Raw genomic sequence first — 23,227 nt, 5'->3', positions numbered from 1 at the left:
CTTACTTTGCCCGGCTTGGGTAGCTTAGCTCCAAGCTTGCCAGCCCAAATAGGCGGCCAAAAGGACCGAGAAGAAGGCCGTGATTCCTCTGACCCAGGCAGGCTTTAGATATTTAATCATTTTTTGCCCGAAATAGCCACCGATAAAGAGGCCAATTGCCAAAGGAAAAGCTACCGGCCAGTCGACCCCGCCCTTAAAGGCGAAAAGCGACAGGGCCACCAGATTGGCTAAAGAGCCGATCAGACTCTTAATGGCATTGATGACGACAAAGGATGAATCGCTTAAAGCTGTCAAAAAGATTAGGGTCAAAACGCCTGAAGCTGCCCCAAAGTAGCCAGCGTAAATCCCGGCTATAAACAAGCCAAAGTAGGCACCGACCCTTCCCAGCTTGGTCGCTTTTTTTGCCTGCTTTTGCCGGCCGCTATAGAGCAGCATGGCCGCAGAAAAAAGCACAAAGAAGGGCACCAGTTTTTGGAAGATTTTTCCCGGGAACTGGACCAAAAGCCAGCCGCCGATGAGGGCCCCGGTCAATTGGAAAAAGGCATAGCGCCAGAGCTCCCCCCAGTGCCCCCGCATCTCTTTTAAGCAGGAGGATAAGGAGCCAAAGCCGGTCGTGACCAGGGCTGCCGTATTGGTCATGTTGGCTGTGACGGGGCTGAGGCCAAGAAGAAGCAGGCCCGGGTAAGACACGAGTGACGCCATGCTGGCCACCGCCGCCACGATGCCGGCCAGGATGCCTAAGATGATGAGGTAGATGAATTCCATTTCTTTTCTCTTTTCTATTTCATAGTCATCAAACTTATATTTTGTAAGTGATAACACCGCCTTTTATTTTATCCGCTACTTGGAACAATTGCAAATTGCTTAAAAAAGCCCGCTTTCAGCGACAAGCTGACCGCAATTTTGTACAATAGAGAGTAGCCAATCATTAACAAAAAATTAAAAGCAATAGCTAAAAAACTATCTTTTAGAATTAGAAAAAAGGAGAACAAATCTATGCCAACAGCAGCAATTGTATTTTCAGACGGATGTGAAGAAGTCGAAGGCTTGAGCCAAGTCGACGTCCTGCGCCGGCTGGGCATCCCCTGCGACATGGTGGCCCTGGACAATTTGACCATCACCGGCGGACACGACATCCGCTTTACTTGTGACAAATTAGTGGACGACTCTTTGCTTGACTACGACCTGGTCGCCTTCCCGGGCGGGGCCCCGAATGCCAAGCACTTAAGAGAAAGCGAGAAATTGGCGGCCTTGATGAAGCAGCGCTTCGCCGCCGGCAAGTGGAACGCCGCCATGTGCGCCTCCCCGATCGCCTTGTCCAAGTATGGCTTTTTAAAAGAAGCCAAGTGGACCAGCCACCCGGACTTTAAAAAGCAAGTTGCTGAGGAAAACCCGGCCAGCACCTACGTGGACACCCCGGCCGTGATCGACGAAGACCACAAGCTGGTTACCAGCCGGGGACCGGCAACTTCCTGGGCCTTTGCCTACGCCCTGGCCCAAGTTTTAGGCGTGGACACCAGCAAGCTGGAAGACGCCATGCAGTACAGCTACTTAAGAGAGCACATCAACGAGGCTTAAGATGACTGAAGAAAAAATGGTCAGAAAGGCAGAAAGCCGGGACTTAGAGGACATTGTCGCCATCATCAAAGATGCCAAGGCCCTTTTGAAAGCGCAAAATTCCAGCCAGTGGCAGGAAGGCTATCCAAACCGGGCCAGCATTGAAGAAGACCTGGAAAACAAGCAGGGCTGGGTTTTACTTAAAGATGGCCAGGTCGCCGCTTATATGGCCGCAACCAGCTTTGACCCCAACTATGAAGTCCCGATTTGGGCGGGAAGTGCCCCCTACTGGGCCCTGCACCGCTTTGCCGTAAAAGAGTCTTTCAGAGGACAAGGCTTGAGCCAGCTTTTGCTGAAAAGAGTGATTGCTTTTGGCCAAGAGAGCGGGATCAAGAGCTTCCGCCTGGACACGGGCAAGCAGAACCAGGCCGTCCAGCACCTGGCCGACAAGCTTGGCTTCGTCTACCAGGGCATCATCACGGTGACCAGCGACTCGGTTGACCCGGAGCGGCGGGCCTATGAACTGCTTTTTGATAAACAGGAAAAATAACAGACAAAACTAGTTAGAAGGAAAATAAAGAAACAAGGAGGAAAAAATGGCTGAACAATTGGCAATTGAAGACCTGCAGGTCGACGTAAAGCAGATTCCTTTAAAGCAGCCCTTCGTCACGGCCCTGCACAGAGTTGACGCTGTCAACGCCGTCCGGGTGACGGTCCGCCTGGCTAACGGGGTAACTGGGGTCGGCACCTGCACCCCTAATGAAAAAGTGACCGGGGACAGCCTGTCCAGCGCCCGGGCCGTTATTGAAGAAACGATCAAGCCCTTGATCCTGGGCAAAAACTTGACCAACTGGAAGGAACTTTTGGCCACGGTAAAAAATTCCATCGTCCACAATGCCCCGGCCAAGGCAGCGGTAGAAATCGCCCTCTACAATACCCGGGCCAACCTTTTTGGCCTCACCCTCTCCCAGCTCTTAGGCGGCAAGGGGGGCAGCGTGGAGACCGACTACACCATCAGCATCGGCAAGGCTGAGCAGATGATCGCTGACGCCCAGAAGATGGTCGACCAGGGCTTCAAGACCCTTAAACTGAAATTGGGGGCCGGCCACTTAAAGCGGGACATCAAGCTAGTCGAAGACCTGGCCTACGCGGCTGGTCCCATGGTTCATTTGCGCTTAGACATGAACCAGGCCTGGGATGTCCGGCAAACTATGCAGGCGGCTCAGTACTGGCACAAGCAGGGCCTTTTGATCGACTTTATCGAGCAGCCGGTCCCGGCCTGGGATCTGGACTCCATGGCCTACTTAACCAGACACTCCCCTTACCCGATCATGGCTGATGAATCTGTAGAAAGCTACCAAGACGCCCAGAAAGTTTTGGCAAAAAATGCCTGCGACTACATCAACATCAAGCTGATGAAGACGGGCGGCTTGTCTGAAGCCCAGAAGATCAACGACTTGGCCGAAAGCCGGGGCGTAGCAACCATGGTCGGCAGCATGATTGAGTCAATCGAATCTTTAGCGGCGGCCTGCGCCTTTTACCGGGCCAACCCGAATACGATTTTTGCTGACCTGGACGCCATCTTCATGGTTGACCAGGACCCGGATTTAAACAGTTATGCCGAATGCGTCGGTGATAATATCGTGGTGAGATAAAATGCTGGATTTTAAAAAAATTGATGACATCCTGGCTCCCTTGCCAGGGAAAACTGCCCTGTTAATCAAAAATAAAACCGGCGTCCTCTACGCCAGCCCCTTAGCCGGGGAAGAATTCAAGTCAGCCAGCTTGATCAAGCTGGCCGTGGCCTGCTACTACCAGGCTCATCCGCAAGATCTAAGCCAGATGGCCCATGTCCCGGAAGACAAAATCGTTGACGGCGGGATGCTCTGCCACCTGGCCCAAAGGGACTGGCAGCTGCGGGACATTCTGGACTTGATGCTGTCGGACTCAGACAACACGGCCACCAACTTTTTGATTGACTTCATTGGCTTTGACAAGATGGCTGCCTGGTTTGAAACAGAATTTGACCACCTTCACCTGGGCCGGTACTTGATGGAAGTGACCGACCGGGAAAACTACATTTCCGCTGAAACTGCCCTGGAGCTCTTAGAGCGGCTCTTAGCTGACCCGTCTCCTTTTGGCCAGGTCTGCCAAAAAGCCCTCTTTTACCAGGAGTCTGTCAACAAGCTCCTCCAGGACCTGCCAGAAGGCTGCTCTTACAGCAAGACCGGGGAGCTGGAAGACACGGAACATGACGCGGCCCGGATTTTTGCCGGGGAAAACTACTATGACATCTGCTTCATGAGCCACTATGAAGGCCTGGAAGAGCGCGAGCAGATCCTCCTGGCCCAGAACGCGGTCGGCAAACTGGCCTACCAGGATTTGACTGAAGAATAAAATATATTCTTTTTGGATAACTAGCCATTTTTATCACTACTGTGATAAAATTAAAACAAATTATCAAAAGTGGGGATATAAATGGACATTACCAATTTTTTCACGGTTGAGACTTCGGAGCTCTCTAAATCCGACCGGAAAATCATGAAGCGAATGACCTCCGACTTGACCAATGTTGAGTCGCTGACCATCAACCACCTGGCTGAAGAAGCGGGAACTTCCCTGGCCTCAGTTCAGCGCTTCTGCCAAAAGATGGGCTATTCCGGCTTTAAGGAATTCAAGTTCCAGCTGCTGACCTACATTAAGAAGCAGGAGAGCCAGGAGGCGGCAGTTTCAAGTAGTGAGTACCTGGACGACTACCATGACGCCATCAACCGGGTCTGGATGAGCAATGAGAAGGACGCGGAAGAATTGGCGGAAGTCCTGACGACCAGCTCGACCAACTTTATTTTCGGGATCTATTATTCTGAATTGCCGGCAAGGCTGCTCAGCATGGGGATGCGGGATTTGGGCAAGTCGACCTACTTTGGGGACAACCTGGCGGCTGGCGAGCACCTTTTCCCCTTAAGCGATGAGAACTCCACGGCGGTCTTTTATTCAGTCTCCGGGATCTCCAAGCTTTTTGGCTCCTCGCCCCTGCCCAAGTCGATCTCCCACTTCAAGCACAGCTACCTGGTTACCATGAACCCGGACACGCCTTTGAAGAAGTACTTTAAGAAGGTCATCGTCCTGCCGGGCAAGAACCTGGCCCAGGGCCTGCCGGTCGACCCCCAGTCGATCCCGGTGGTCTTTACTGAAAGAGTCATTGATATCGCGGCAACCAAACACCGCCGCTAAAGCTGCCGGAAGGCAGCTTTTTTGCTTGGGCTGGAAGCGGCAGTTGGGGACTTTGCGGGGAACATTTTTTCAAAAATGACTAACTACATCGCAAATCAGCCCCTAAAAGTACCTAACTGATGCAAAAATCGTTTGCTTCAGTAATAAACGGGGATCATTTTTCGAAAAAATCTCGTGGCTCAGTAATAAACGGGAATCATTTTTCGAAAAAATCGCTTGGTTCAGTAATAAACGGGGATCGGTTTTCGAAAAAATCGTTTGGTTCAGTAATAAACGGGGATCGGTTTTCGAAAAAATCGTTTGGTTCAGTAATAAACGGGGATCTTTTTTCGAAAAAATCGTTTGGTTCAGTAATAAACGGGGATCGGTTTTCGAAAAAATCGCTTGGTTCAGTAATAAACGGGGATCATTTTTCGAAAAAATCGCTTGGCTCAGTAATAAACGGGGATCATTTTTCGAAAAAATCGCTTGGTTCAGTAATAAACGGGGATCGTTTTTCGAAAAAATCGTTTGGTTCAGTAATAAACGGGGATCTAAACAATAAATCAGCCCCGGTTTTACCGTAGCCATGGCCAAATCAACAATAATCAGCCCCATTTTTACCGCAGCCATGGCCAAATCAACAATAATCAGCCCCGGTTTTACCGCAGCCAAAGCCAAATCAACAATAATCAGCCCCGTTTTTACCGCAGCCAAAGCCAAATCAAACAAAATCAGCACCGGTTTTACCGCAGCCAAAGCCAAATCAAACAAAATCAGCCCCGGTTTTACCGCAGCCAAAGCCAAATCAAACAAAATCAGCCCCGTTTTTACCGCAGCCATGGCCAAATCAACAATAAATCAGCCCCGGTTTTACCGCAGCCATGGCCAAATCAACAATAAATCAGCCCCGTTTTTACCGCAGCCATGGCTAAATCAACAATAAATCAGCCCCGGTTTTACCGTAGCCATGGCCAAATCAACAATAATCAGCCCCATTTTTACCGCAGCCATGGCCAAATCAACAATAATCAGCCCCGTTTTTACCGCAGCCATGGCCAAATCAACAATAATCAGCCCCGTTTTTACCGCAGCCATGGCCAAATCAAACAAAATCAGCCCCGTTTTTTCCGCAGCCATGGCCAAATCAACAATAATCAGCCCCGTTTTTACCGCAGCCAAAGTCCATGCCTAATTGTTTGCCAGGGCTGGCGAAGATTGTTAGAATTTTACTTAAGCATTTGGTTACTTTTTGTAACTAATCTGATAAAAGCAGCTGAAACAGGAGAAAATAATGGAATTAAACTACAAAGAACTCGCGGCCGCCAAAAAGGACGCAATCTTAAAGGACTTGAGCGAATTGATCGCCATCGACTCTTCCGAAGACCTGGAAAACGCCACTGAAGAATACCCAGTTGGCAAGGGCCCGGTTGACGCCATGACCAAGTTCCTCAGCTTTGCCAAGCGGGACGGCTTTGACACGGAAAACTTCGCCAACTACGCCGGCCGGGTCAACTTCGGTGAAGGCGCTAAGCGCCTGGGTATCATCGGCCACATGGACGTGGTGCCAGCTGGTGAAGGCTGGAATCGGGACCCGTTCAAGATGGAAATCGACGACGAAGGCCGGATCTATGGCCGGGGCAGCGCCGACGACAAGGGGCCAAGCTTGGCTGCCTACTACGGGATGCTTTTGCTCAAGGAAGCCGGCTTTAAGCCAAAGAAGAAGATCGACTTCGTCTTAGGGACCAACGAAGAAACCAACTGGGTCGGGATCGACTACTACTTGAAGCACGAACCGACCCCAGACATCGTCTTCTCACCAGACGCTGAATACCCGATCATCAACGGTGAACAAGGGATCTTCACTTTGGAATTCAGCTTCAAGAATGATAATGCTAAGGGTGACTATGTCTTAGACAAGTTCAAGGCCGGGATTGCCACTAATGTGACTCCGCAGGTTACCCGGGCAACCATCTCCGGTCCTGACCTGGAAGCAGTCAAAATGGCTTACGAAAGCTTTTTGGCAGACAAGGAGCTGGACGGGTCATTTGAAATTAATGACGGTTCAGCCGACATCGTATTGATCGGCCAAGGAGCCCACGCTTCAGCTCCGCAAGTCGGCAAGAACTCAGCTACCTTCCTGGCCCTCTTCTTAGACCAGTACGCTTTTGCCGGCCGGGACAAGAACTTCCTTCACTTCCTGGCTGAAGTTGAACACGAAGACTTCCAGGGCAAGAAGCTGGGCATCTTCCACCACGACGACTTGATGGGCGACTTGGCCAGCAGCCCGTCCATGTTTGACTACGAACACGCCGGCAAGGCCAGCCTCTTGAACAATGTCCGCTACCCACAAGGGACTGACCCGGACACCATGATCAAGCAGGTCATGGACAAGTTCAGCGGCATCCTGGACGTTACTTATAACGGCTTTGAAGAACCGCACTACGTGCCAGGCAGCGACCCAATGGTGCAGACTCTGCTCAAGGTCTACGAAAAGCAGACCGGCAAAAAGGGCCACGAAGTCGTAATCGGCGGCGGGACTTACGGCCGCCTCTTTGACCGCGGGGTTGCCTTTGGGGCCCAGCCGGAAAACGGCCCAATGGTTATGCACGCGGCCAACGAATTCATGATGCTGGACGACTTGATCCTGTCCATCGCCATCTACGCGGAAGCCATCTACGAATTGACCAAGGACGAAAATCTGTAAGAAAAAGCTGAAAAGGCAATTTCCTGGGCTGACTTAATTTTGTTTAGTTTAGCCTGGTTAAAACAAAATATTCTTAACTTTAGTGGGGTATCAAACTAATTTTGTTTTGACACCCCACTTTTTTTGCCCTTTCTTAAGCGATTTTTCCTTTACAAAAAATGCTGAAGCTTATATTATAAAACCATAAATTCTTATTTGATTTTAATTTTTGCTTAGCAGAAAGGACTTGCTTTATGGAAGACCGCAGCATTCAAAACACGGACGGAACCATCCGCTCCTTGTCCAACCGGCACGTGCAAATGATTGCCATTGGCGGCACGATCGGGACCGGCCTGTTCTTGGGGGCCGGGACCACGATTTCTGCCACTGGCCCCTCAGTTATTTTTATCTACGCCATCATGGGCCTCTTCTTCTTTTTCCTCTTGCGGGCATTAGGAGAGATGTTCTATTTTGACGCTAACAGCCACACCTTCGTCTCCTTCATCAGCAGATACCTGGGCGAGGCAGCTGGCCGCTTTGCCGGCTGGACCTACTGGATTGGCATCCTTTTTGCTTGCATGGCGGAATTGACGGCCGTTTCAACCTATGTCCAGTACTGGCTGCCCGGCCTGCCCGCCTGGCTGATTGAAGTAGCGGTTTTAGGCCTCTTGACCCTGCTTAATCTGACGGCGGCAAAGCTTTTTGGCGAAACTGAATTCTGGTTTGCCATGATCAAAATCATCGCCATCATCTCCCTGGTCGTAACCGGGATCATCATGGTTGCCGCGAATGCCAAGACACCGGTTGGCCAGGCCAGCCTCAGCAACTTCACCGGCAACTTCTCCCTTTTGCCAAAAGGCAAGTACGCCTTCTTCACGGCTTTCCCGATGGTCTTCTTCTCCTTTGCCGGGATTGAGTTCGTGACGATTACCATCGGCGAAGCCAAGAACCCGAAGAAAGTCATCAAGAAGGCCGTCAACGAAACCTTGCTCCGGATCCTTCTTTTCTACATTGCTACTTTAACCGTAATCATGTGCGTCATCCCTTGGGGAAAAATTACCAGCGGGACAAGTCCTTTCGTCCAAGTCTTCAAGATTGCCGGCTTTAATGCCGTAGCCTCGATCTTTAACTTTGTCGTATTGACTGCCGCAGCATCTTCTCTTAACTCCGGCATCTTTTCCGCCGGCCGCCACTTCTTTCAATTGGCTGAAGAAGCCCCTAAGGGGTCATTTTTGAAAAAGCACTTCGCCAAGATTTCAGCAAACGGCGTACCAGCCGCGGGGATCGCGGTCTCCGTTGCCTTAATGCTGATCGCGCCAATCATGAGCTTCTCCAGCACTGCTATTGAAGTTTTCGGCACGGTAGCCGGGGCAACGAGTGACATGTACATCCTGGTTTATGTTCTGGCCCTTCTGGCCCACCGCAAGTACCGGGAATCCAGCGACTTCATGGCTGACGGCTTCAAGATGCCTTTCTACAAGGTCTCCAGTCCTTTGACCATCGCCTTCTTCCTGGTCATCTTCTTCAGCCTCTTCTTTATTCCAGCTGATGTCTTCGGGGCAAGTCTGGCTGCCAGCTGGACCCTCCTCTTTGGTGGCTGGTGCTGGCTCAGCGAAAAGCACAGAAGTGCCCATCCAAGTTTAAGCAATTAAAGTCAAATAAAAATAAAAGGCGTTGACAGAAAAACTGTCAACGCCTTTTTAGTTAGGTTTTACAAGTGTATATTTGTCTATTTATCTGCTCATCGATCAAGCGGCCGGGTAGTGAGCAGGTCACCTGTCAAGGCAACTTGGTAGCCTTGGGCGATCTTGTCCTTCCGGGACGGGTGGACTACTTGGAACTTGCCCTGCTTGACTACCCGCGGGTTGTCGCTCTTGAAGCCGTCTGGCAAAGGCAGGTTGGTTCCGTGCAGAACGACAACGATCACCTTGTAGCCGGCTTTAGTAATCTGGATCGGCGCGTAATGAAGAGTCGTATTGTAAAGTTCAACAATCGAGCCCTTTGGCACGTAGAAGAGCTGCCCGTCTTTTTGCGGGTCAATTTTTCCCCTTTGATCCAATGTCTGCCGCTTGGCCAATACCATCAGCACATCATCAAGCATAATGTTTAATTCTGAGCACTGGTGGTATTCAAAAGCGGAAAAGTCATCCGTGTGGCCGATCGTGGCCCCGGCGTCAACCGGCATCCCCGCGAACACATCTCTGCCGATCCGCTGGATCGTTTCCGTCTTTTCCAAAGCCGGAATCTTTTGCAGGTAGCTTGACCCTTTAGCCGGCATTTCGACTTGAGCCATCACCTGCTCAATTTCATCCAGCGGATAGTCATACTTGACTCCGTATTGGGCAAAATCCGGATCACTTGCTTCCAAAATGGTCAAATCCGGATTGGCCTGGCGGAAGGCCTCCAGTTTAGTCATGGTAGACACCTTGAGCCCACTTCTTGTTTTCTTCGTCAAAGAAGTGTTCATTGTCCTTTTGGTCTGGATTTGGCTTGGCAATGTGGTCGATCTTATCGATCAGCTTCTTGTTTTCTTCACTTGGCTTGTATTCAGCATTCAAGTAGCCGTCGACAATGTCAAAAATGAAGTCCCGGCCCAAAACGATGCCGCCGAAGCCCAAAACATTGGCGTTCAGTTCTTCTCTGGCGTAAATGGCTTGGGTAACGTCACCGACCATGGCTGCCCGGATCCCTTCGTTCTTGTCAGCGGCAGTTGAGATACCGATCCCAGTCCCGCAAAGAACGATCCCCAGGTCGGCCCGGCCGTCAGCAACAGCTTCTGCCACCCGCTTGCCGTACATCGGGTAGTGGGTCCGGGAGTTGTCGTAAGTCCCCATGTCCAGGACTTGGTAGCCTTCATCCTTCAAGTGGTCGGAAATGAGCATCTTGGTTGCAGTAACAATGTGGTCATTACCTAAAGCGATAACCGTGTGCTTGTCAATTTTTGGATCAACGTATTCTGGTTGTGGACGATCATTATCTAACATTTTTTGAAGCCTCCGTTAACTAAATCATCTTTTCGAGCATGTCCAAACGAACTTGGTGACGCCCTGCGGCGTATTCAGTATCCAAGTATCTTTGCACGATCGTGTTGGCCAGGTCTGGCCCCACTACCCCGCTGCCCAAAGCAATTGCCTTGGCACCGTTGTGCATCGCGGTCATGTGCGCGGTCCGTTCTTCGTTAACGTCGGCGGTTACCATCCCCTTGACCTTGTTTGAGGCCATGGCTGAACCTACGCCGTAGCGGTCGAACATTACGGCCTTCTTGATACCGTTGTCCAAAACTTCGTGGGTCACCTTCAGGCTTGATTCCACAAAGTCTTCCGCTGGTTCTGGAGTAACATCCAGGACTTCATAATCATGCTTTTGAAGGTAGTCCTTGACTGATTCCTTCAAGTTAAATCCGTCTTTGTCGCTGCCGATAACAACTTTCATTGTTATGCTTCCTTTCGTTTATTCCTCGATGCGCGTTCGTATCGATGTAAATTGCCGATAATATTCCAACACGTCAGGAGAAATCTGTTCATTGGTAACCAATTCGTCGATATCGTACAGGCTGTAGAACTGGTAAAAGTCCCGGTGATTGAACTTATACATGTCGGCCACCAGAATCCGCTTTTGCGAATTGTTAAGGCCAATGCTCTGCGTTTGTCCTTCTTCAATATCCGCCGTCAAAAGGGCAGCATCACTAATCCCATTGACACCAACAAAGGCCTTGTCGTAATTCATCGAATCCAGCTCATTATTGGAAAGCGCGCCATAGAAGCTGCCGCTGACCCGGCGGTAGGAGCCGCCGACCAAAACCAGCTTGTAGTTGCGCGGATTGCTGCGTGCCATTTCAAAAATCGGCAGCGAATTGGTCACGATTCGCAGATTTTCCTGATTTAAGCGAGCGACCATAAATTCCAACGTGGTTCCCGGGCCGACATAGATGGTTTCATTGTCATTAACCAGACTTGCCGCCACTTTGGCAATTTCCTGCTTCTCCTGGATGTGGATTTCTCTTTTCTCCTGGAAATTCTGCTCGATCCGGGTCTGGGATGAGATAGCCTGGACCCCGCCGTGCAGGCGGATGACCTTGCCGGACTTGGACAATTCATCCAGGTCCCGCCGAATGGTCATTTCCGAGACATTCAATGCCTTTGCCAGATCAGCAACTGAAACATAACCTTGCTTGGTAACCGCGATCATTATTTGATCAAGACGTTCTCTTTTTAACATTTCTCCACCTCTTGATCACCTTTGTTAATTTGTGTTCGCTTACAAACATAATATAACATCGGTGAACACCTTTTTCAATACTTTTAAACAAAATTTTTTGCACTTTTAGCGCACTTCTTTTGAGTTTTACGCTAATATGCAAAACTATCTTGTTTAATTGTAGACCAAGCAAGACAAAAAAACTGACACTTTTTGATAATTTCGCACAAAAAGTTGTCAGTTCTATCATCAAAATATTCAAACTGGTCAATTGAAAGTCAGTGTGGTCGTGATCTGGTTGTACATCTCTGGGAAGAGCCACTGCTCCCCATCCTTTTCGCTCAGTTCAACCGGCTGGCCATAGCGGTCTGGCAGGCCGCGGAAAGGCTCAATGCAGACAAAAGGCGCCTGCTTCTCTTCCGGACTCCAGACGGCCAGGTAAGGGAAGTCGCTGATATCCAAAGAAACAGCGTGCTGGTGGCCGCTGGCCAGCTTAACGCGGCTGACCGCGTCTGCCTTGTAGATCTTCAAGCCCTTGTCCAGCATCGGCCAGCTCAAAGGCAGGTTGCCATCTTTAAGGGCAACTTTTTCTTCCTTGCCACTTCTAAAAGGAGCTGGATCAATCAGCAAAGAGGTCAGTTCGGTTTGCTTTGGAGCAAATTCCAAGCGGTAGTCGGCCAAGTCCCCTTCCAGGTTGAAGGCCGGGTGAAAGCCCAGAGAATAGTACATCTTCTTGTCATTGAAGTTGTCGATCCGGTAGCGGATTAGCAATTCTTTCCCCCGCAGCTGGTACTTGACCTTGAAGGCAAAGTCGTAAGGATAGACCTGCTTGCTTTCTGGACTTGACTCAAAGAGCAGGACGATCTGGTCACTCTCCAAGCTGACCAGCTTAAATTCATAATCGCGCAAAAAGCCATGCTGCTTCATCGCGTATTTTTGGCCGTCCAGCAGGTAGGAATTATCATTTGACCGGCCAATAAATGGAAACAGCAGCGGGGCGTGCCGGCCCCAATAGCGGCTATCTGCCTGCCAGACGTATTCATAGCCGTCTTGCTTGCTCTTAACGCTCTGCAGTTCAGCGCCTAAAGAAGAAATCTTTACTTTCAGTTGCTCATTAGCGATCGCGTATTCTTTAGCCATTTTGCTTGCCCCCTAATATTTAGTGACCGTAACTTGCTTGTAGTATTTGTCAAATTGGCTTGGATCGATCCAGCCGGTCTTGGCCTGCATGGTGTTCAGCATCCCCGTCGTCATCCCCCAGCGCAGGACGTCCTCTGCCTTTTCACCCCGGTCGATAGCAACTGCCATCCCGGCCAAAGTTGAGTCGCCAGACCCAACTGGGCTGACCACCTTGATCTTAGGAATTCTGGCCTCATAGAAGTCCTGGCCGTGCTTGGCAAAGGCACCCCGGGCTCCAAGGGAAACAACCACCCATTCAATGTTGGCCAATTCCGGCCGGCTCAAGGCTGCCTTAAGAGCGTCCAGGTCATCCAGATCGATTTTTTGCCCTAAGAGCTGCTGGAGCTCAGTTTCGTTTGGCTTGATCAAGTCTGGGCTGGCAGAGAGGCCTGCTTCCAAGCTCTTGCCTGAACTGTCCAAGAGGACCTTCTTACCGGCTTGGTGGGCCAGATCAATCAGCTTGGCATAGTAGTCAGCTGGAAGGCCCGCTGGCAAGGAACCAGAGATGGTTACCAAGCTGCTATCCTTTAAAAGCTGCTTAAAGTGGTCCAGGAACTGGTCCCCGTCAGCTTCTGTCAAGGTCGGGCCGGCTTCCAAAATTTCGGTCTGCTTGCCTCCGTCGTGCAAAATAGCGATGCAGCTCCGGGTCTCTTGGTTGATGTGCCAGAACTTGTAAGGAAGCTCCAATTTCTTGAGCTGGTCTTCGATATATTGTCCAAAGTAGCCACCGGTAATCCCCGTGGCCAGGACTTCATGGTTTAACAGATTGATCACCTTGGAGACGTTGAGCCCCTTCCCGCCGGCTACCTTGCTGACCTGGCTGACCCGGTTGACGTCATCGATCTGCAGATGGTCCAGGGGGTATGAGATGTCGATTGACGGATTCATGGTGATGGTTAGGATCATTTTTTCTTTTCCTTTCTGTTGTGTGCTCATTTTTTCAATGAAGGAGTTTAAAAGAAAACCCGCGAATTTATTAGAGAATTCGCGGATTAATGTGATGAAAGTGAATTTGTTAAGTGTCTATTTACTCAATGGTTAGAGGAAGAGAGTTTTCCATGGATTAATAACGCAACGTTCTAATCTATATGGGAGTAATTGAGGAGTTGTAATAAGTAAGTTTGGGAGAGTCACCTTATTCAACTTCCAGCTTGTCACGCCATGACTTGGCACCAGTCAGAGCCTTGTTCAAGTTTTCGATATTTTCCTTGCCTTGGGTCCGCATCCACTTGCGGCCGGCTTCTTCGCCTTCAGCCGCGAAGATCTTGATGGATGGCTTCCAAGTTGCCCGGCCGCAGAGAACGCCGTTGAACTGGGCACCGGCTTCTTCGGCCAGCTTGATTTCAGCGATGAATTCTTCTGAAGTTACGCCGGCAGACAGGAAGATGTATGGGAGGTCAGTAGCGTCGGACTGCTTCTTGAACAATTTCTTAGCTTCTTCCTGGCTGTAAACGACTTCGTTGTCACCGTTGAAGCCTTCGACATACTTGATGTTGAAAGGAATTTCCACCTTTAAGACAGTTACGCCGTAACGCGGCTTGGAGAATTCCTTTTCAGCTTCGATTACCTTGTGGGCCTTGACCTTGGCAAATTCCGGACTTTGATTGTCGGCAATGTTGGCGTCATAAGTCAACAGTTCCAGGAAGAATGGCAGGCCAACTGCCTTGGCTTCAGCACCAACCCGTTCGACAAAGGCATGCTTCTTGTCGTTGATAGCTTCGCCTTCGTCTGGGTCGTAGTAGAGCAGGAACTTGATGGCGTCAGCGCCTTCTTCCTTGATCCGCAGGCCAGATTGGTTTTCGATCAAGTCGCACATTCTGCCTGGTTCACTGGTGTCGTAGCCAGTCTTTTCGTATGAAAGCAGGAGGCCGCAATTCTTGTCGCGAACCTTGGTTGCCGGCAGACCATATTCAGGGTCAGTCAAAATACCAGAGGCATACTTGGTCAGTTCTTCTGAAACTGCCTTCTTGTATTCAACGATGGTTTCTTCATCGGCTGGCTTGTTGGCAGCCTCAGCCAGCATTCTCTTCAAAGACCCTCTTTGGTCGATGGCCAAAGCGGAAATGACGCCGTCAGCAGTTGACAGTTTTTCCAAGTGCTGTGCAACATCCGCAGTAATTTTAATCATTAAGTTTTACCTCTATTTTTCTTTTTACTATTCCATTTATTACACGGACTTCTTGCTTGAATCTTTTTTGTCTAAAGCATGTCCAGCCCAGTTGTAGTATTTCCGGCTGTAGCGGTTCTTCTTGTTGTCCCAGACAACGATTTTGTAAAGAGCATAGGTCGTACCGATCATGGCCGCCGCTTGAAAGACCCACAGCTTGGTCAAAAGGCTGACGGCATTGATGACGATCACAAATACAGTCCACATAAAGACCCGGTCACGGCGAGCTTTTTCAGCAGCCGATACTGGTGAGTCAGACTTTTTCATAACAAAAACCTCCAAGCAAGTAATTATTTACTAATTCTTCTTTGCCTTAGCAGCAGCGTATTCAGCGTTGCGCTTCTTCATTTGCTTTGCGTACCACATAAAGAGCAGCAGGTAGGCAGCCAGAGCCAAAAGCGCGTAGACGATGAACATCCCTTGCTTGCTCCAGGCGTTACCAACCAGGTAGCCCAGGAACTTTTCAACTGGCCCTTCCATAGTCGTGTCGGAAACCAAAGTGTGGGCAGGAATTGAAGCACCAACTTGGTGAGCGACGTTAGTGACGAATGGAGCAACCAAAGTACCAGCCCACAGGAAGACAGGCAGTTCCAAGGCACCGATGATGATCATGCGGATGATCTTGCCGCGGGTAACTACCAGCAAAGCAGGTGCGATCCCCATCCCGATGATCCCGCCTAAAGGCATCAGTCTGTTGCCTGGCAGAACCATGGCTTCAAGCATCATGATTGGGGCCAAAACGTTACATGCAGCCCAGATTTCTGACCGGCCGGCGATGAATGGCCAGTCCAAACCAATGTTGAAAGTCCGGCCTTCGAACTTCTTGGTAGCGAAAGTAGAGATACCTTGGGAAAGTGGTTCAACGGATGCAATGAACCAAGAACCAATGACTGAGAATAATTCAATGCAGGTACCAGCAGTGAAGGACAGAGTGAACATGCTCTTCCAGCCGGCTTCAGTAGTGAAGTTGGTGCCAGCCAACAGGGAAACGAAGACCCCAAGGTAAACACCGATGGCAAAGCGGCTGCCCCAGAAGCCAATCTTTTCATTCAGCTTAGCTGAGTCAAAGTCGAACTTGTCCAGCCATGGGAAGACCTTGTCAAAGAGCTTGTCGAAGACCATGATGATTGGGTTCATCATGTAGTTCATGTGGGTCGTGGTCATTGGGTTAGTGTCTGGAGCGTCCAACAGGTCGTTGAAGGTTGGCTTCATCAAGTCAGAGTTGATGATCTTCAAAGTCCCGATGAAGAGAACCAGGATGGTTGACAGCCAAAGCGGAGCCCCGCAGTACATACAGAAGAGGCCGACAAAGGCTGAGTGCCAAACGTCGAAGATGTCGACGTCAAGCGTGTTGGTCTTGTTCCAGAGCAGCATGACCACGTTCAAGATGATCAAAACCAGCAGGTAGTACAGGGTGTAAGGTGAACCCCAGGTGATGGTAGCCAGAGGTGCCCAGCCCATGTCCAGGATATCCATGTGGATCCCGGTGTGTTCAACGAATTGCTTCATTGGCACTTGGAAGGCCGTCGTCAGCATTGACATGACGTTGCTGATGGCTGTCAAGGCGATGGCCAGCTTCATACCACCTTCAAGCGCCTTGCTGAATTTAACTCTGAAACACAGGGCAATCACCGTCAAAACCACCAGCATGATGGTTGGCGCGCCCATGTCGATCAACGGTTTAAAAACCGCGTTCGCAAAGGAAATAATCGCATTCATTTCTTTTTGTCCTCCCGACAAAAATCTTTTACTCTTTTACTCTTTGCCTTTTTATTCCGCTTCGATCTTCTTGCAGATCTTTTCTACTTCATCATAGACCGGCTGAGCCATGGCTGGAATCCGGTAAAGGATTGGACCGGCTTCAACGACTGGGATCTTTGGAGTGAAAGCCAGGTCGGTCTTAGCAATCGTCAAGTAAGCGTCGTAGTCCTTCAGCAAGTCTTCGTTGACATCCTTGATCATGACCGCGTCACACTTAACATTGTGCCCGCGCTTCTTCATTTCCGCTTCAACTGCATCCTTAATTTGGTGGGATGAGTTAACCCCGGCACCACATGCTGCCAAAAGCTTGATTTGTCTAGCCATTGTTAAAAGCCTCCTATAAAACCTTGTTTCCTAAAAATGTCCGATCATAAATTCATAGATTTCGTCTGTGGATTTGGAATTGAAGAGCTTCTTCAATTGATCAACTGGCGTCGAATTCAAGAAATCCATGATTTGTGCCAAGATGTTTGCCTGTCCTTCCGGATCGTTGTTCAAGATCATGAACAGAAACTTAACATCCAATTCCTTGTCCGGTTCGATCATGTTGTGAAACTTAACCGGGTGGACCAGTTCGATCGGCACGATCATCCGCGTGTTCACGAACTCGCCTTCCGTGTGTGGGATGGCAACATTTGGCAGTTCCTTGGAAATCGGCGAAGTGTCAATCCCGGTTGGGTATTGCTTTTCACGCTCCAAGATATGCGCAATGAAGTCTCCTTTTACATAGCCCCGATCGAGCAACTTTTGGTAAACTTCGCGAATCACGGCTTCCTTGTCAAGCTGCTCACTGATGAACACCGCGTCATCAGCAAACAAGTCAGTTTTCGTCGCTGTCAACATCACAGCACTCCTTTCAATCACAGACAATCAATGAACTATTCTGAACACTTTTTGTTTGCTTTTGTTTGATTACACTGATTATTATAGTTGACCGTTTTCAATTGTGCAAGCGCTTTTTGTGTTTTTTTGTGTTTTTTCGTTATGCCTGTTAAAAGCACTGTGGAATAGCGCTTTGGATAGATATATATGGACATATTTTCAGCTATTTCAAGCTGAAAATGTAAAGAACAGAACAAAAAGCAACAAAAATCGGCAATTTTTTTTGGCATAATCGTGAGAAAGCGCTATATTATTTATTGGCAACAAACACAAGAATGGAGGAAAAGCAGCTATGAACGCACGTACGAAAAATCTACTTTCTGCTAATTCCCGGCAGGACAGCTTACGTAAACGGGCAGAAAAAACGAACAAATATGAACAGTTAAAGAGACTGCCAGCTAAACAGTTAACGGAAAAGCTAACCAAGAAGAATCAAAAGTACCTGACCAGTCTCAAGCAGGCACTTATAACCGAAGGAAAACTTGGTCAAACAGAGGCAGAAGATTTAACTGCTCCCCTTTTGGCCAAAATCGTCATCGCCCAGGAAGAAGGGCAAACTGCCCGCCGACTCTTTGACCTGGCTCCAACAGACCTGGCCCGGCAACTGCTGCAGCCGAAAGAAGAGAACAAGGCAGAGAGCAAGTGGCCATACTTCTTTGTCGTCTGCCTGGCCTTTCTGGCCATGTTCAGCATCCTGGCCGGCGTCTATGAGTCAATCGCAAAAGGAAAGCTTGATCCAAATAGACAGATCGGCTGGCTGACGATTTTAGTCCTCGCCCTCTTTATGGGCTGGGTCGTTGTCCGCTATAAAGACCTGGTCAAAGCGGGAATCAAGCACAGTCACCTGCAGCTCTGGTCAATCATGAGTCTGGTCATGGCCGGCGCTATTATCTGGCTCCTGCGCTTGCCAGTTTTAAAAACTGTCAACCCTGCCCTGCCAGCTCCGTTATGTTTCATTGTCGCCGCTAGCGCAATCGTAACCTTGGTCCTCTTAATGCGGCACTTTAAGATCAACCATATCTTTTTTGAAGAGAGAAGAAAGCAAGCTAAGCAGTAATTAGTTCTCAAATATTTTTAGAACAAGAAAAGGCACTGAGCAAACGCTCAGCGCCTTTTAAGTTTGGTAAGCAGAGATTGTAAATGACTGCCAGTAAGGTCTTAGGAAGTTTTTGGAAAGAAAATATAAAAAATATGGAATAGTAGAAATCAATAAAATGCGTACGAAGTGTGAGAATTAGGCCTTTTCTAGCTTTACAGCCGATCTTAATAAGTCCAGCCTTTAACCTCTTCATCGGTAGAAATCTGCTTGCTGTCAGCCAAACCGCGGTACCAGTAGGCACTTTGCTTCGGATACCGGGCCTGGCTGGCAAAGTCGACGTAAAAGAGACCATAGCGCTTGGAATAGCCATTGGTCCAGGAGAACTGGTCTTGCAGAGACCAGACGAAATAGCCTTTAACTGGGATTCCGTTACTGATCGCCTTAGCCACTTCCAGAATGTGCGCCTGCAGATACTTGATACGCGGCGCGTCATCGATAGTCTTGTCTGGCCCCAGGAACTTGTCCTTGTAGCCCATCCCGTTTTCGGTAATGTAGATTTCCTTAACGCCAGGATAGTCGTCATGCACCCGCTTGAGCTGGTCATACATCCCCTTTGGGTAAATGATCCAGTCCCAGTCAGTTGCCGGCATCCCTTTAGGGTGGACTTCTTCACCTACCCCATTCATCTTGTTGACGTCAGTTCCCTTTTCGCCATTGCCGTTGTGGTGCATGATGTTTTCCCCATGGTACTCCTTCATGAACTTGCTGAAGTAGTAATTTACGCCCACAAAGTCCAGCTCCTTGGCAGCTTTAGCCAGAACTTCCTCGTCTTCTGCCTTGATCTCAATCATTTCCTGGCCATTGGCCTCAATGATTTCCCGGACCAGACTCAAGGTCTTGTCTGAGTACTTGCCGGCTAAAGTCCCGTCAAGATAGAAGCGGTTTTCCAAGGCGTCCTTGAGTTCAGCGGCATGCCGGTCGCCGGCGCTGCTGCTGGCCGGATAAACGGTCTGCAGGGCATGAACCACCCCGATTTTGCCAGGATAGCCGCCTTCCTTATAGGCGTTCACGATTCTGGCGTGAACCAGGTTTTGGTTGTATTCAGCTTGGAAGCACTTGGCAAATTCATTGACCCGGGCTGGCGGGAAAGTCCCCGAAACATACTGCTGGCCAGCCATGGAAGTCGGTTCATTGATGGTGATCCAGTACTTCACTTCTGGAAATTCCTTAAAGCAGTACTTGGCATAGGCAAGGAAGGCATCGAGCATCTCGCTAGACAGCCAGCCGCCCTTGTCTTCCAGAGCTTGCGGCGTGTCAAAGTGGTGCAGAGTCACGAATGGCTCTACCCCGTCTTCGTGGCACTTTTTAAACAAAGCATGGTAGTACTTGACCCCGCGCTCTTCCAGCCGGCCGATCCCTGCTGGGAAAATCCGGGCCCAGTCAATAGAGACGCGAATAGCGTTGATATGGAACTTCTTGCACAGGTCCAGGTCCACTGGGTATCTGTGGTAAAAATCAGCGGCTGGATCCGGGTTGATCGTTCCCTGCTCACGCAGGTACTTGTCCCAGATCACGTCCCCCTTGCCATCTTCTTTAGTGGCTCCTTCTACTTGGTAGGCAGCCGTGGCGCCGCCAAAATAAAAGTCTTCTGGTAACTTGTAAACAGTCATTTTTATCCTCTTAATCCTTAAGGGAGTTGACCACGAAGTTCAAGGCCAAGTCCTTTTTTTGCGTCAATTCGATATATTGCCGGCCAGTAGTCGTCACTAATTTAGCCCCGACCTTGTCGGCGACTTCTCGCAGATTATCGCGCATGGAGTCCATTTGCGGAGCAAGAATGATCAAATCCATGTCGTCAATTACGTCCATGTGCTGGCCATATGCTCTGGCCACAGCATGCAGCGGCAAAGCCTTTTCTTTGGCCAGCTTGTTTAAAGCCTTGGCCAGGATGCCTGAGGTACCACCACCGGCACAAATAACCATGACATTGGTGTCTTCAGTCAACACGTCCTTGGCAGCAGCCTTTGGCGCTTCCTTGACTGAACTTGCGGCAACTGCTGGAGCTGCAGGTGCAACTTCTTTTTCAGCCTTTTCTGCCTTTTCAGCAGCTACTTCCTGGGCAAGGATGTCATTGTCGTATACCCGGAAGAATGGGTACCAGATCAAGACGTCGACCGCGAGGGCGAGCAAAACGTAGACAAAGGACAAAGGTGCAAAGCCGGTGCCGACAACGATACCAATTGGGGCTGGAACAGTCCATGGCAGGGTGGCAATGAAGGAGTTCATCTTCAAAACGTCAACGAAGAACTTGAACATCATAACGTTGACCATTGGCGTTACAACAAATGGCAGGAAGAAGGTCGGATTCATGATAACCGGCGCGCCAAACAGAATTGGTTCATTGACTGAGAAAGTTACCGGAATTACTGATGCCTTGCCGACTGCCTTGTTTTGAGCTGACTTGGACATCAAAAGGAAGATAAAGGCCAAAACGAAGGTTGACCCGGTACCACCCATGTTCATGACATAGTCCTGGGTGTTGACGGCCAAAACGTGTGAGGCGTGCATCCCGGCATGCATTAAGGAAGTGTTCAGGCCAACGTTGGTAGTTTCAATGGCAGAAACGGCTGGAGCAACGATAGATGGCCCTTGAACGCCGACAAACCAGAAGAAGGCCATGGCGCCGGCGATTAAAGCCAGGCCAAGGTAGGAGTCACTGGCGTGGAAGAGCGGTGAAAGCAGGTTGACGATGCATTGTGACAAGTTGGCATGGAAGGCCGTCTGCAAAACCAAGTTCAAGACCCAGAAGATAATGACTGAGAAAAGCATTGGGAAGATGTCAGTGAAAGTCTGGGCAATGTTTTGCGGAACTTGGTCCGGCATGGTGATGCGGACATTGTGGGTAATGCAGAACTTGTAGATGTTTGGAACGATGCATCCAACCAGGTATGAGGCAACCAGTCCTTGAGTACCCATGTAAGACAGGTCAATGCCAGTCTTTGGGTTGACTACGATGGCAATAATGATGAAGCAGATTTCAGACGCCATGATGACTGACATCGAGTTGATCTGCGTGGTCTTTGGCAGCTTGACGTTCAAGCTGTCCGTCAAATTTTTGGCACAGGTCGCGGTCACGAACAAGGACAGAAGCCCCATGGAATAGTTGTATGGAACAACCAAAGCGTTGGCGACTGCCGTTGGCCAGTAAAAGCCCCAGGCATTTGGAACATAAGCAATCAAACTGAAAATACTTGAGAACAAAATGATTGGCATGGCCGCGATAAAGCCGTCACGAATCGCTGACACATACTTGTTGGCAGCAAACTTCGCGAAAGCAGGCTTCATTTTGTTCATTCTTGCTTCTAAAGCGGGCATTTTTTCTCCTTTAAACTTTTTTACTAACTACACACGATTAATCACAGCACATAATTTTTGTCTTTTCTCCTGGCCTCCGCCTCTTTTCTTAAGCCTTTAAAATGTTTTTTCTTCCTTACTATTTTTACTTTTTCTGTTAAGGAGTCTGGCAATGTGGATTACCAAGTAGAGCCGTTCCAATTTGGAAATTTTGACATCCAGCTCATAACCTATGCGGCTGGCAATTTTGTCAACAATCTGCTCCGCTTCTGGAAAATCATTGCCTATGCTGGCCAGACTGATAGCAGAAATCTGGACTTCCTGCTTTTGACGATCCTTGCGCAAACGGCAGGCAAAATACTTGACGTGGGTCAGAAGGCGCCCATAGTCATCCATATTGTCATTGTTACGGACTATGCCGTTTTTTCTAAGGATATCAGTGACAATATCCACTAACTGATCGTCCAGACTGTCAACCGGCGCGGCTTGAGAGACCCGGTCGCCGTGGGCATTAATGAAATGCAAGGCGATACTATTGCGTTCACTTAACGGAAAATCGACCCGCAAGCGTTCCTTAAAGCCTGTTAAAAAGTCGTCAGCAATCTTATAAGCTTTAGGAAACTTGTCAGAGAGATCCGGCAAGGTGTAGTTGGCTCTGTAGCGCCCTCCTTCAAGCCGCTGATAGGCTGAATAAAGGTGGAGGGTCAGGGTCACGTACAAGTAGCTTTCCACCGCGAAATCATATTTTTTCTGGCTCTGCTCGATCAGCGAATAGCTTACCGCGACAAAATCTGCCGGCACGTCCTCAAGCAGAGTCGTCAGATCATCGACCGTATGCTCATCACGCAGCATAAAAGTGGATACTACTCGCTTATTTTCGATCACATCACCTTTTTTCTTGCCAAACGCCAAACCATTGCCCATTACAATTGCCGGTCTTCCGTCATGGCCATTAACGACCGCGACATTATTGTTCAAAACCTGTACGATCTTCAAGAGCATTTCCTCCTTAAACTTTCTCAGCAGATCTCCATTCCAGTTGCCTAGCATTGAAAACAGCTCTCCGCCCATTTGGGCAGAAAAAAACCGCATCTATAGTCCTTCTGATCAATCAGCAACGAAAAGAGAAACTAAGTGCGGTTTTGCCTAATTTAATAGTAACAATCCATATTCAGTTATAAGTTTTTGCGTG

The 23,227-nt window shown here is 49.3% G+C and carries 25 protein-coding genes; 8 read left to right on the top strand and 17 right to left on the bottom strand.

Going from position 1 to position 23,227, the window contains the following annotated elements; genetic code table 11:
* Positions 1 to 24 precede the first annotated feature (24 nt).
* The gene (locus ACYVUV_RS02035) at positions 25 to 765 is read right to left on the bottom strand and encodes a sulfite exporter TauE/SafE family protein (protein WP_439776198.1); all 741 of its coding nucleotides are present in this window, start codon (positions 763 to 765) and stop codon (positions 25 to 27) included.
* 231 nt (positions 766 to 996) lie between these two features.
* On the opposite strand from ACYVUV_RS02035, the gene ACYVUV_RS02030 reads away from it, so the two are divergent.
* From ACYVUV_RS02030 to ACYVUV_RS02010, 5 genes are all read left to right on the top strand, one after another.
* Positions 997 to 1,578, top strand: a complete 582-nt coding sequence (locus tag ACYVUV_RS02030) for a DJ-1 family glyoxalase III (RefSeq protein ID WP_439776199.1) — start codon at positions 997 to 999, stop codon at positions 1,576 to 1,578.
* Between the two features lies 1 nt (position 1,579).
* Complete coding sequence (locus ACYVUV_RS02025) at positions 1,580 to 2,107, top strand: GNAT family N-acetyltransferase (protein WP_484498933.1); 528 nt, start codon at positions 1,580 to 1,582, stop codon at positions 2,105 to 2,107.
* Positions 2,108 to 2,153: 46 nt separating this feature from the next.
* Positions 2,154 to 3,212 (top strand): dipeptide epimerase, encoded by a 1,059-nt coding sequence (locus ACYVUV_RS02020; protein WP_484498932.1) that lies wholly within the window; start codon positions 2,154 to 2,156, stop codon positions 3,210 to 3,212.
* Position 3,213: 1 nt separating this feature from the next.
* Positions 3,214 to 3,954 carry a serine hydrolase gene (locus tag ACYVUV_RS02015; RefSeq protein WP_439775140.1) on the top strand — a complete coding sequence of 247 codons (741 nt, stop codon included), beginning with the start codon at positions 3,214 to 3,216 and terminating at the stop codon, positions 3,952 to 3,954.
* Between the two features lie 81 nt (positions 3,955 to 4,035).
* Entirely contained in the window at positions 4,036 to 4,791 is a 756-nt protein-coding gene (locus ACYVUV_RS02010) for a MurR/RpiR family transcriptional regulator (protein WP_439775141.1), read from the top strand.
* Positions 4,792 to 4,893: 102 nt separating this feature from the next.
* On the opposite strand, the gene ACYVUV_RS02005 is transcribed toward ACYVUV_RS02010, so the two are convergent.
* Together ACYVUV_RS02005 and ACYVUV_RS02000 are read right to left on the bottom strand one after the other, a co-directional pair.
* Positions 4,894 to 5,613, bottom strand: a complete 720-nt coding sequence (locus ACYVUV_RS02005) for a hypothetical protein (protein ID WP_484498931.1) — start codon at positions 5,611 to 5,613, stop codon at positions 4,894 to 4,896.
* 93 nt (positions 5,614 to 5,706) lie between these two features.
* Positions 5,707 to 5,952, bottom strand: coding sequence for a hypothetical protein (locus tag ACYVUV_RS02000; RefSeq protein WP_484498930.1), 246 nt, complete (start codon positions 5,950 to 5,952; stop codon positions 5,707 to 5,709).
* 112 nt (positions 5,953 to 6,064) lie between these two features.
* Here ACYVUV_RS02000 and pepV point away from each other — a divergent pair, with 112 nt between their 5' ends.
* Together pepV and ACYVUV_RS01990 are read left to right on the top strand one after the other, a co-directional pair.
* On the top strand, positions 6,065 to 7,477 hold the full coding sequence (gene pepV / locus ACYVUV_RS01995) for a dipeptidase PepV (RefSeq protein ID WP_439774883.1): 1,413 nt from the start codon (positions 6,065 to 6,067) through the stop codon (positions 7,475 to 7,477).
* Positions 7,478 to 7,710: 233 nt separating this feature from the next.
* Entirely contained in the window at positions 7,711 to 9,108 is a 1,398-nt protein-coding gene (locus ACYVUV_RS01990) for an amino acid permease (RefSeq protein ID WP_439774882.1), read from the top strand.
* An 89-nt stretch (positions 9,109 to 9,197) separates the two neighbouring features.
* Here ACYVUV_RS01990 and ACYVUV_RS01985 read toward each other — a convergent pair whose 3' ends face one another.
* The 11 genes from ACYVUV_RS01985 to ACYVUV_RS01935 all read right to left on the bottom strand — a co-directional run bounded on the left by ACYVUV_RS01985 (position 9,198) and on the right by ACYVUV_RS01935 (position 17,603).
* Positions 9,198 to 9,872, bottom strand: coding sequence for a DUF4867 family protein (locus ACYVUV_RS01985; protein ID WP_439774881.1), 675 nt, complete (start codon positions 9,870 to 9,872; stop codon positions 9,198 to 9,200).
* Positions 9,865 to 10,440: a galactose-6-phosphate isomerase subunit LacB gene (gene lacB / locus ACYVUV_RS01980; protein WP_439774880.1), complete on the bottom strand. Its 576-nt coding sequence runs from the start codon at positions 10,438 to 10,440 to the stop codon at positions 9,865 to 9,867. Before lacB ends, ACYVUV_RS01985 begins: the two co-directional genes overlap by 8 nt.
* A gap of 19 nt (positions 10,441 to 10,459) precedes the next feature.
* Positions 10,460 to 10,888: a galactose-6-phosphate isomerase subunit LacA gene (lacA, locus tag ACYVUV_RS01975; RefSeq protein ID WP_003615881.1), complete on the bottom strand. Its 429-nt coding sequence runs from the start codon at positions 10,886 to 10,888 to the stop codon at positions 10,460 to 10,462.
* An 18-nt stretch (positions 10,889 to 10,906) separates the two neighbouring features.
* The gene (locus tag ACYVUV_RS01970) at positions 10,907 to 11,674 is read right to left on the bottom strand and encodes a DeoR/GlpR family DNA-binding transcription regulator (protein ID WP_439774879.1); all 768 of its coding nucleotides are present in this window, start codon (positions 11,672 to 11,674) and stop codon (positions 10,907 to 10,909) included.
* Positions 11,675 to 11,920: 246 nt separating this feature from the next.
* Positions 11,921 to 12,793 (bottom strand): aldose 1-epimerase family protein, encoded by an 873-nt coding sequence (locus ACYVUV_RS01965; RefSeq protein ID WP_439774878.1) that lies wholly within the window; start codon positions 12,791 to 12,793, stop codon positions 11,921 to 11,923.
* 12 nt (positions 12,794 to 12,805) lie between these two features.
* Positions 12,806 to 13,738 carry a hexose kinase gene (locus tag ACYVUV_RS01960; protein WP_439774877.1) on the bottom strand — a complete coding sequence of 311 codons (933 nt, stop codon included), beginning with the start codon at positions 13,736 to 13,738 and terminating at the stop codon, positions 12,806 to 12,808.
* Positions 13,739 to 13,967: 229 nt separating this feature from the next.
* On the bottom strand, positions 13,968 to 14,960 hold the full coding sequence (locus ACYVUV_RS01955; protein ID WP_439774876.1) for a tagatose 1,6-diphosphate aldolase: 993 nt from the start codon (positions 14,958 to 14,960) through the stop codon (positions 13,968 to 13,970).
* Positions 14,961 to 14,999: 39 nt separating this feature from the next.
* Complete coding sequence (locus tag ACYVUV_RS01950; protein ID WP_439774875.1) at positions 15,000 to 15,266, bottom strand: hypothetical protein; 267 nt, start codon at positions 15,264 to 15,266, stop codon at positions 15,000 to 15,002.
* Between the two features lie 30 nt (positions 15,267 to 15,296).
* Positions 15,297 to 16,718: a PTS transporter subunit IIC gene (locus ACYVUV_RS01945; protein ID WP_484498929.1), complete on the bottom strand. Its 1,422-nt coding sequence runs from the start codon at positions 16,716 to 16,718 to the stop codon at positions 15,297 to 15,299.
* A 51-nt stretch (positions 16,719 to 16,769) separates the two neighbouring features.
* Positions 16,770 to 17,084: a PTS sugar transporter subunit IIB gene (locus ACYVUV_RS01940; protein ID WP_439774873.1), complete on the bottom strand. Its 315-nt coding sequence runs from the start codon at positions 17,082 to 17,084 to the stop codon at positions 16,770 to 16,772.
* 30 nt (positions 17,085 to 17,114) lie between these two features.
* Complete coding sequence (locus ACYVUV_RS01935; RefSeq protein WP_439774872.1) at positions 17,115 to 17,603, bottom strand: PTS sugar transporter subunit IIA; 489 nt, start codon at positions 17,601 to 17,603, stop codon at positions 17,115 to 17,117.
* 331 nt (positions 17,604 to 17,934) lie between these two features.
* On the opposite strand from ACYVUV_RS01935, the gene ACYVUV_RS01930 reads away from it, so the two are divergent.
* On the top strand, positions 17,935 to 18,699 hold the full coding sequence (locus ACYVUV_RS01930) for a DUF1129 family protein (RefSeq protein WP_439774871.1): 765 nt from the start codon (positions 17,935 to 17,937) through the stop codon (positions 18,697 to 18,699).
* Between the two features lie 206 nt (positions 18,700 to 18,905).
* Here the strand turns inward: ACYVUV_RS01930 and lacG are convergent, their stop codons facing one another.
* From lacG to ACYVUV_RS01915, 3 genes are all read right to left on the bottom strand, one after another.
* Entirely contained in the window at positions 18,906 to 20,351 is a 1,446-nt protein-coding gene (gene lacG / locus ACYVUV_RS01925; protein WP_439775516.1) for a 6-phospho-beta-galactosidase, read from the bottom strand.
* Between the two features lie 10 nt (positions 20,352 to 20,361).
* Positions 20,362 to 22,056 (bottom strand): PTS lactose transporter subunit IIBC, encoded by a 1,695-nt coding sequence (locus tag ACYVUV_RS01920; RefSeq protein WP_484498928.1) that lies wholly within the window; start codon positions 22,054 to 22,056, stop codon positions 20,362 to 20,364.
* A 96-nt stretch (positions 22,057 to 22,152) separates the two neighbouring features.
* Positions 22,153 to 23,037: a PRD domain-containing protein gene (locus ACYVUV_RS01915; protein ID WP_484499365.1), complete on the bottom strand. Its 885-nt coding sequence runs from the start codon at positions 23,035 to 23,037 to the stop codon at positions 22,153 to 22,155.
* Positions 23,038 to 23,227: the final 190 nt, after the last annotated feature.

The sequence above is a fragment of the Lactobacillus sp. WILCCON 0149 genome (assembly GCF_057197965.1).
Note: the sequence above shows the minus strand (reverse complement) of the source record. Positions and strands in the feature narration are given on the sequence as shown.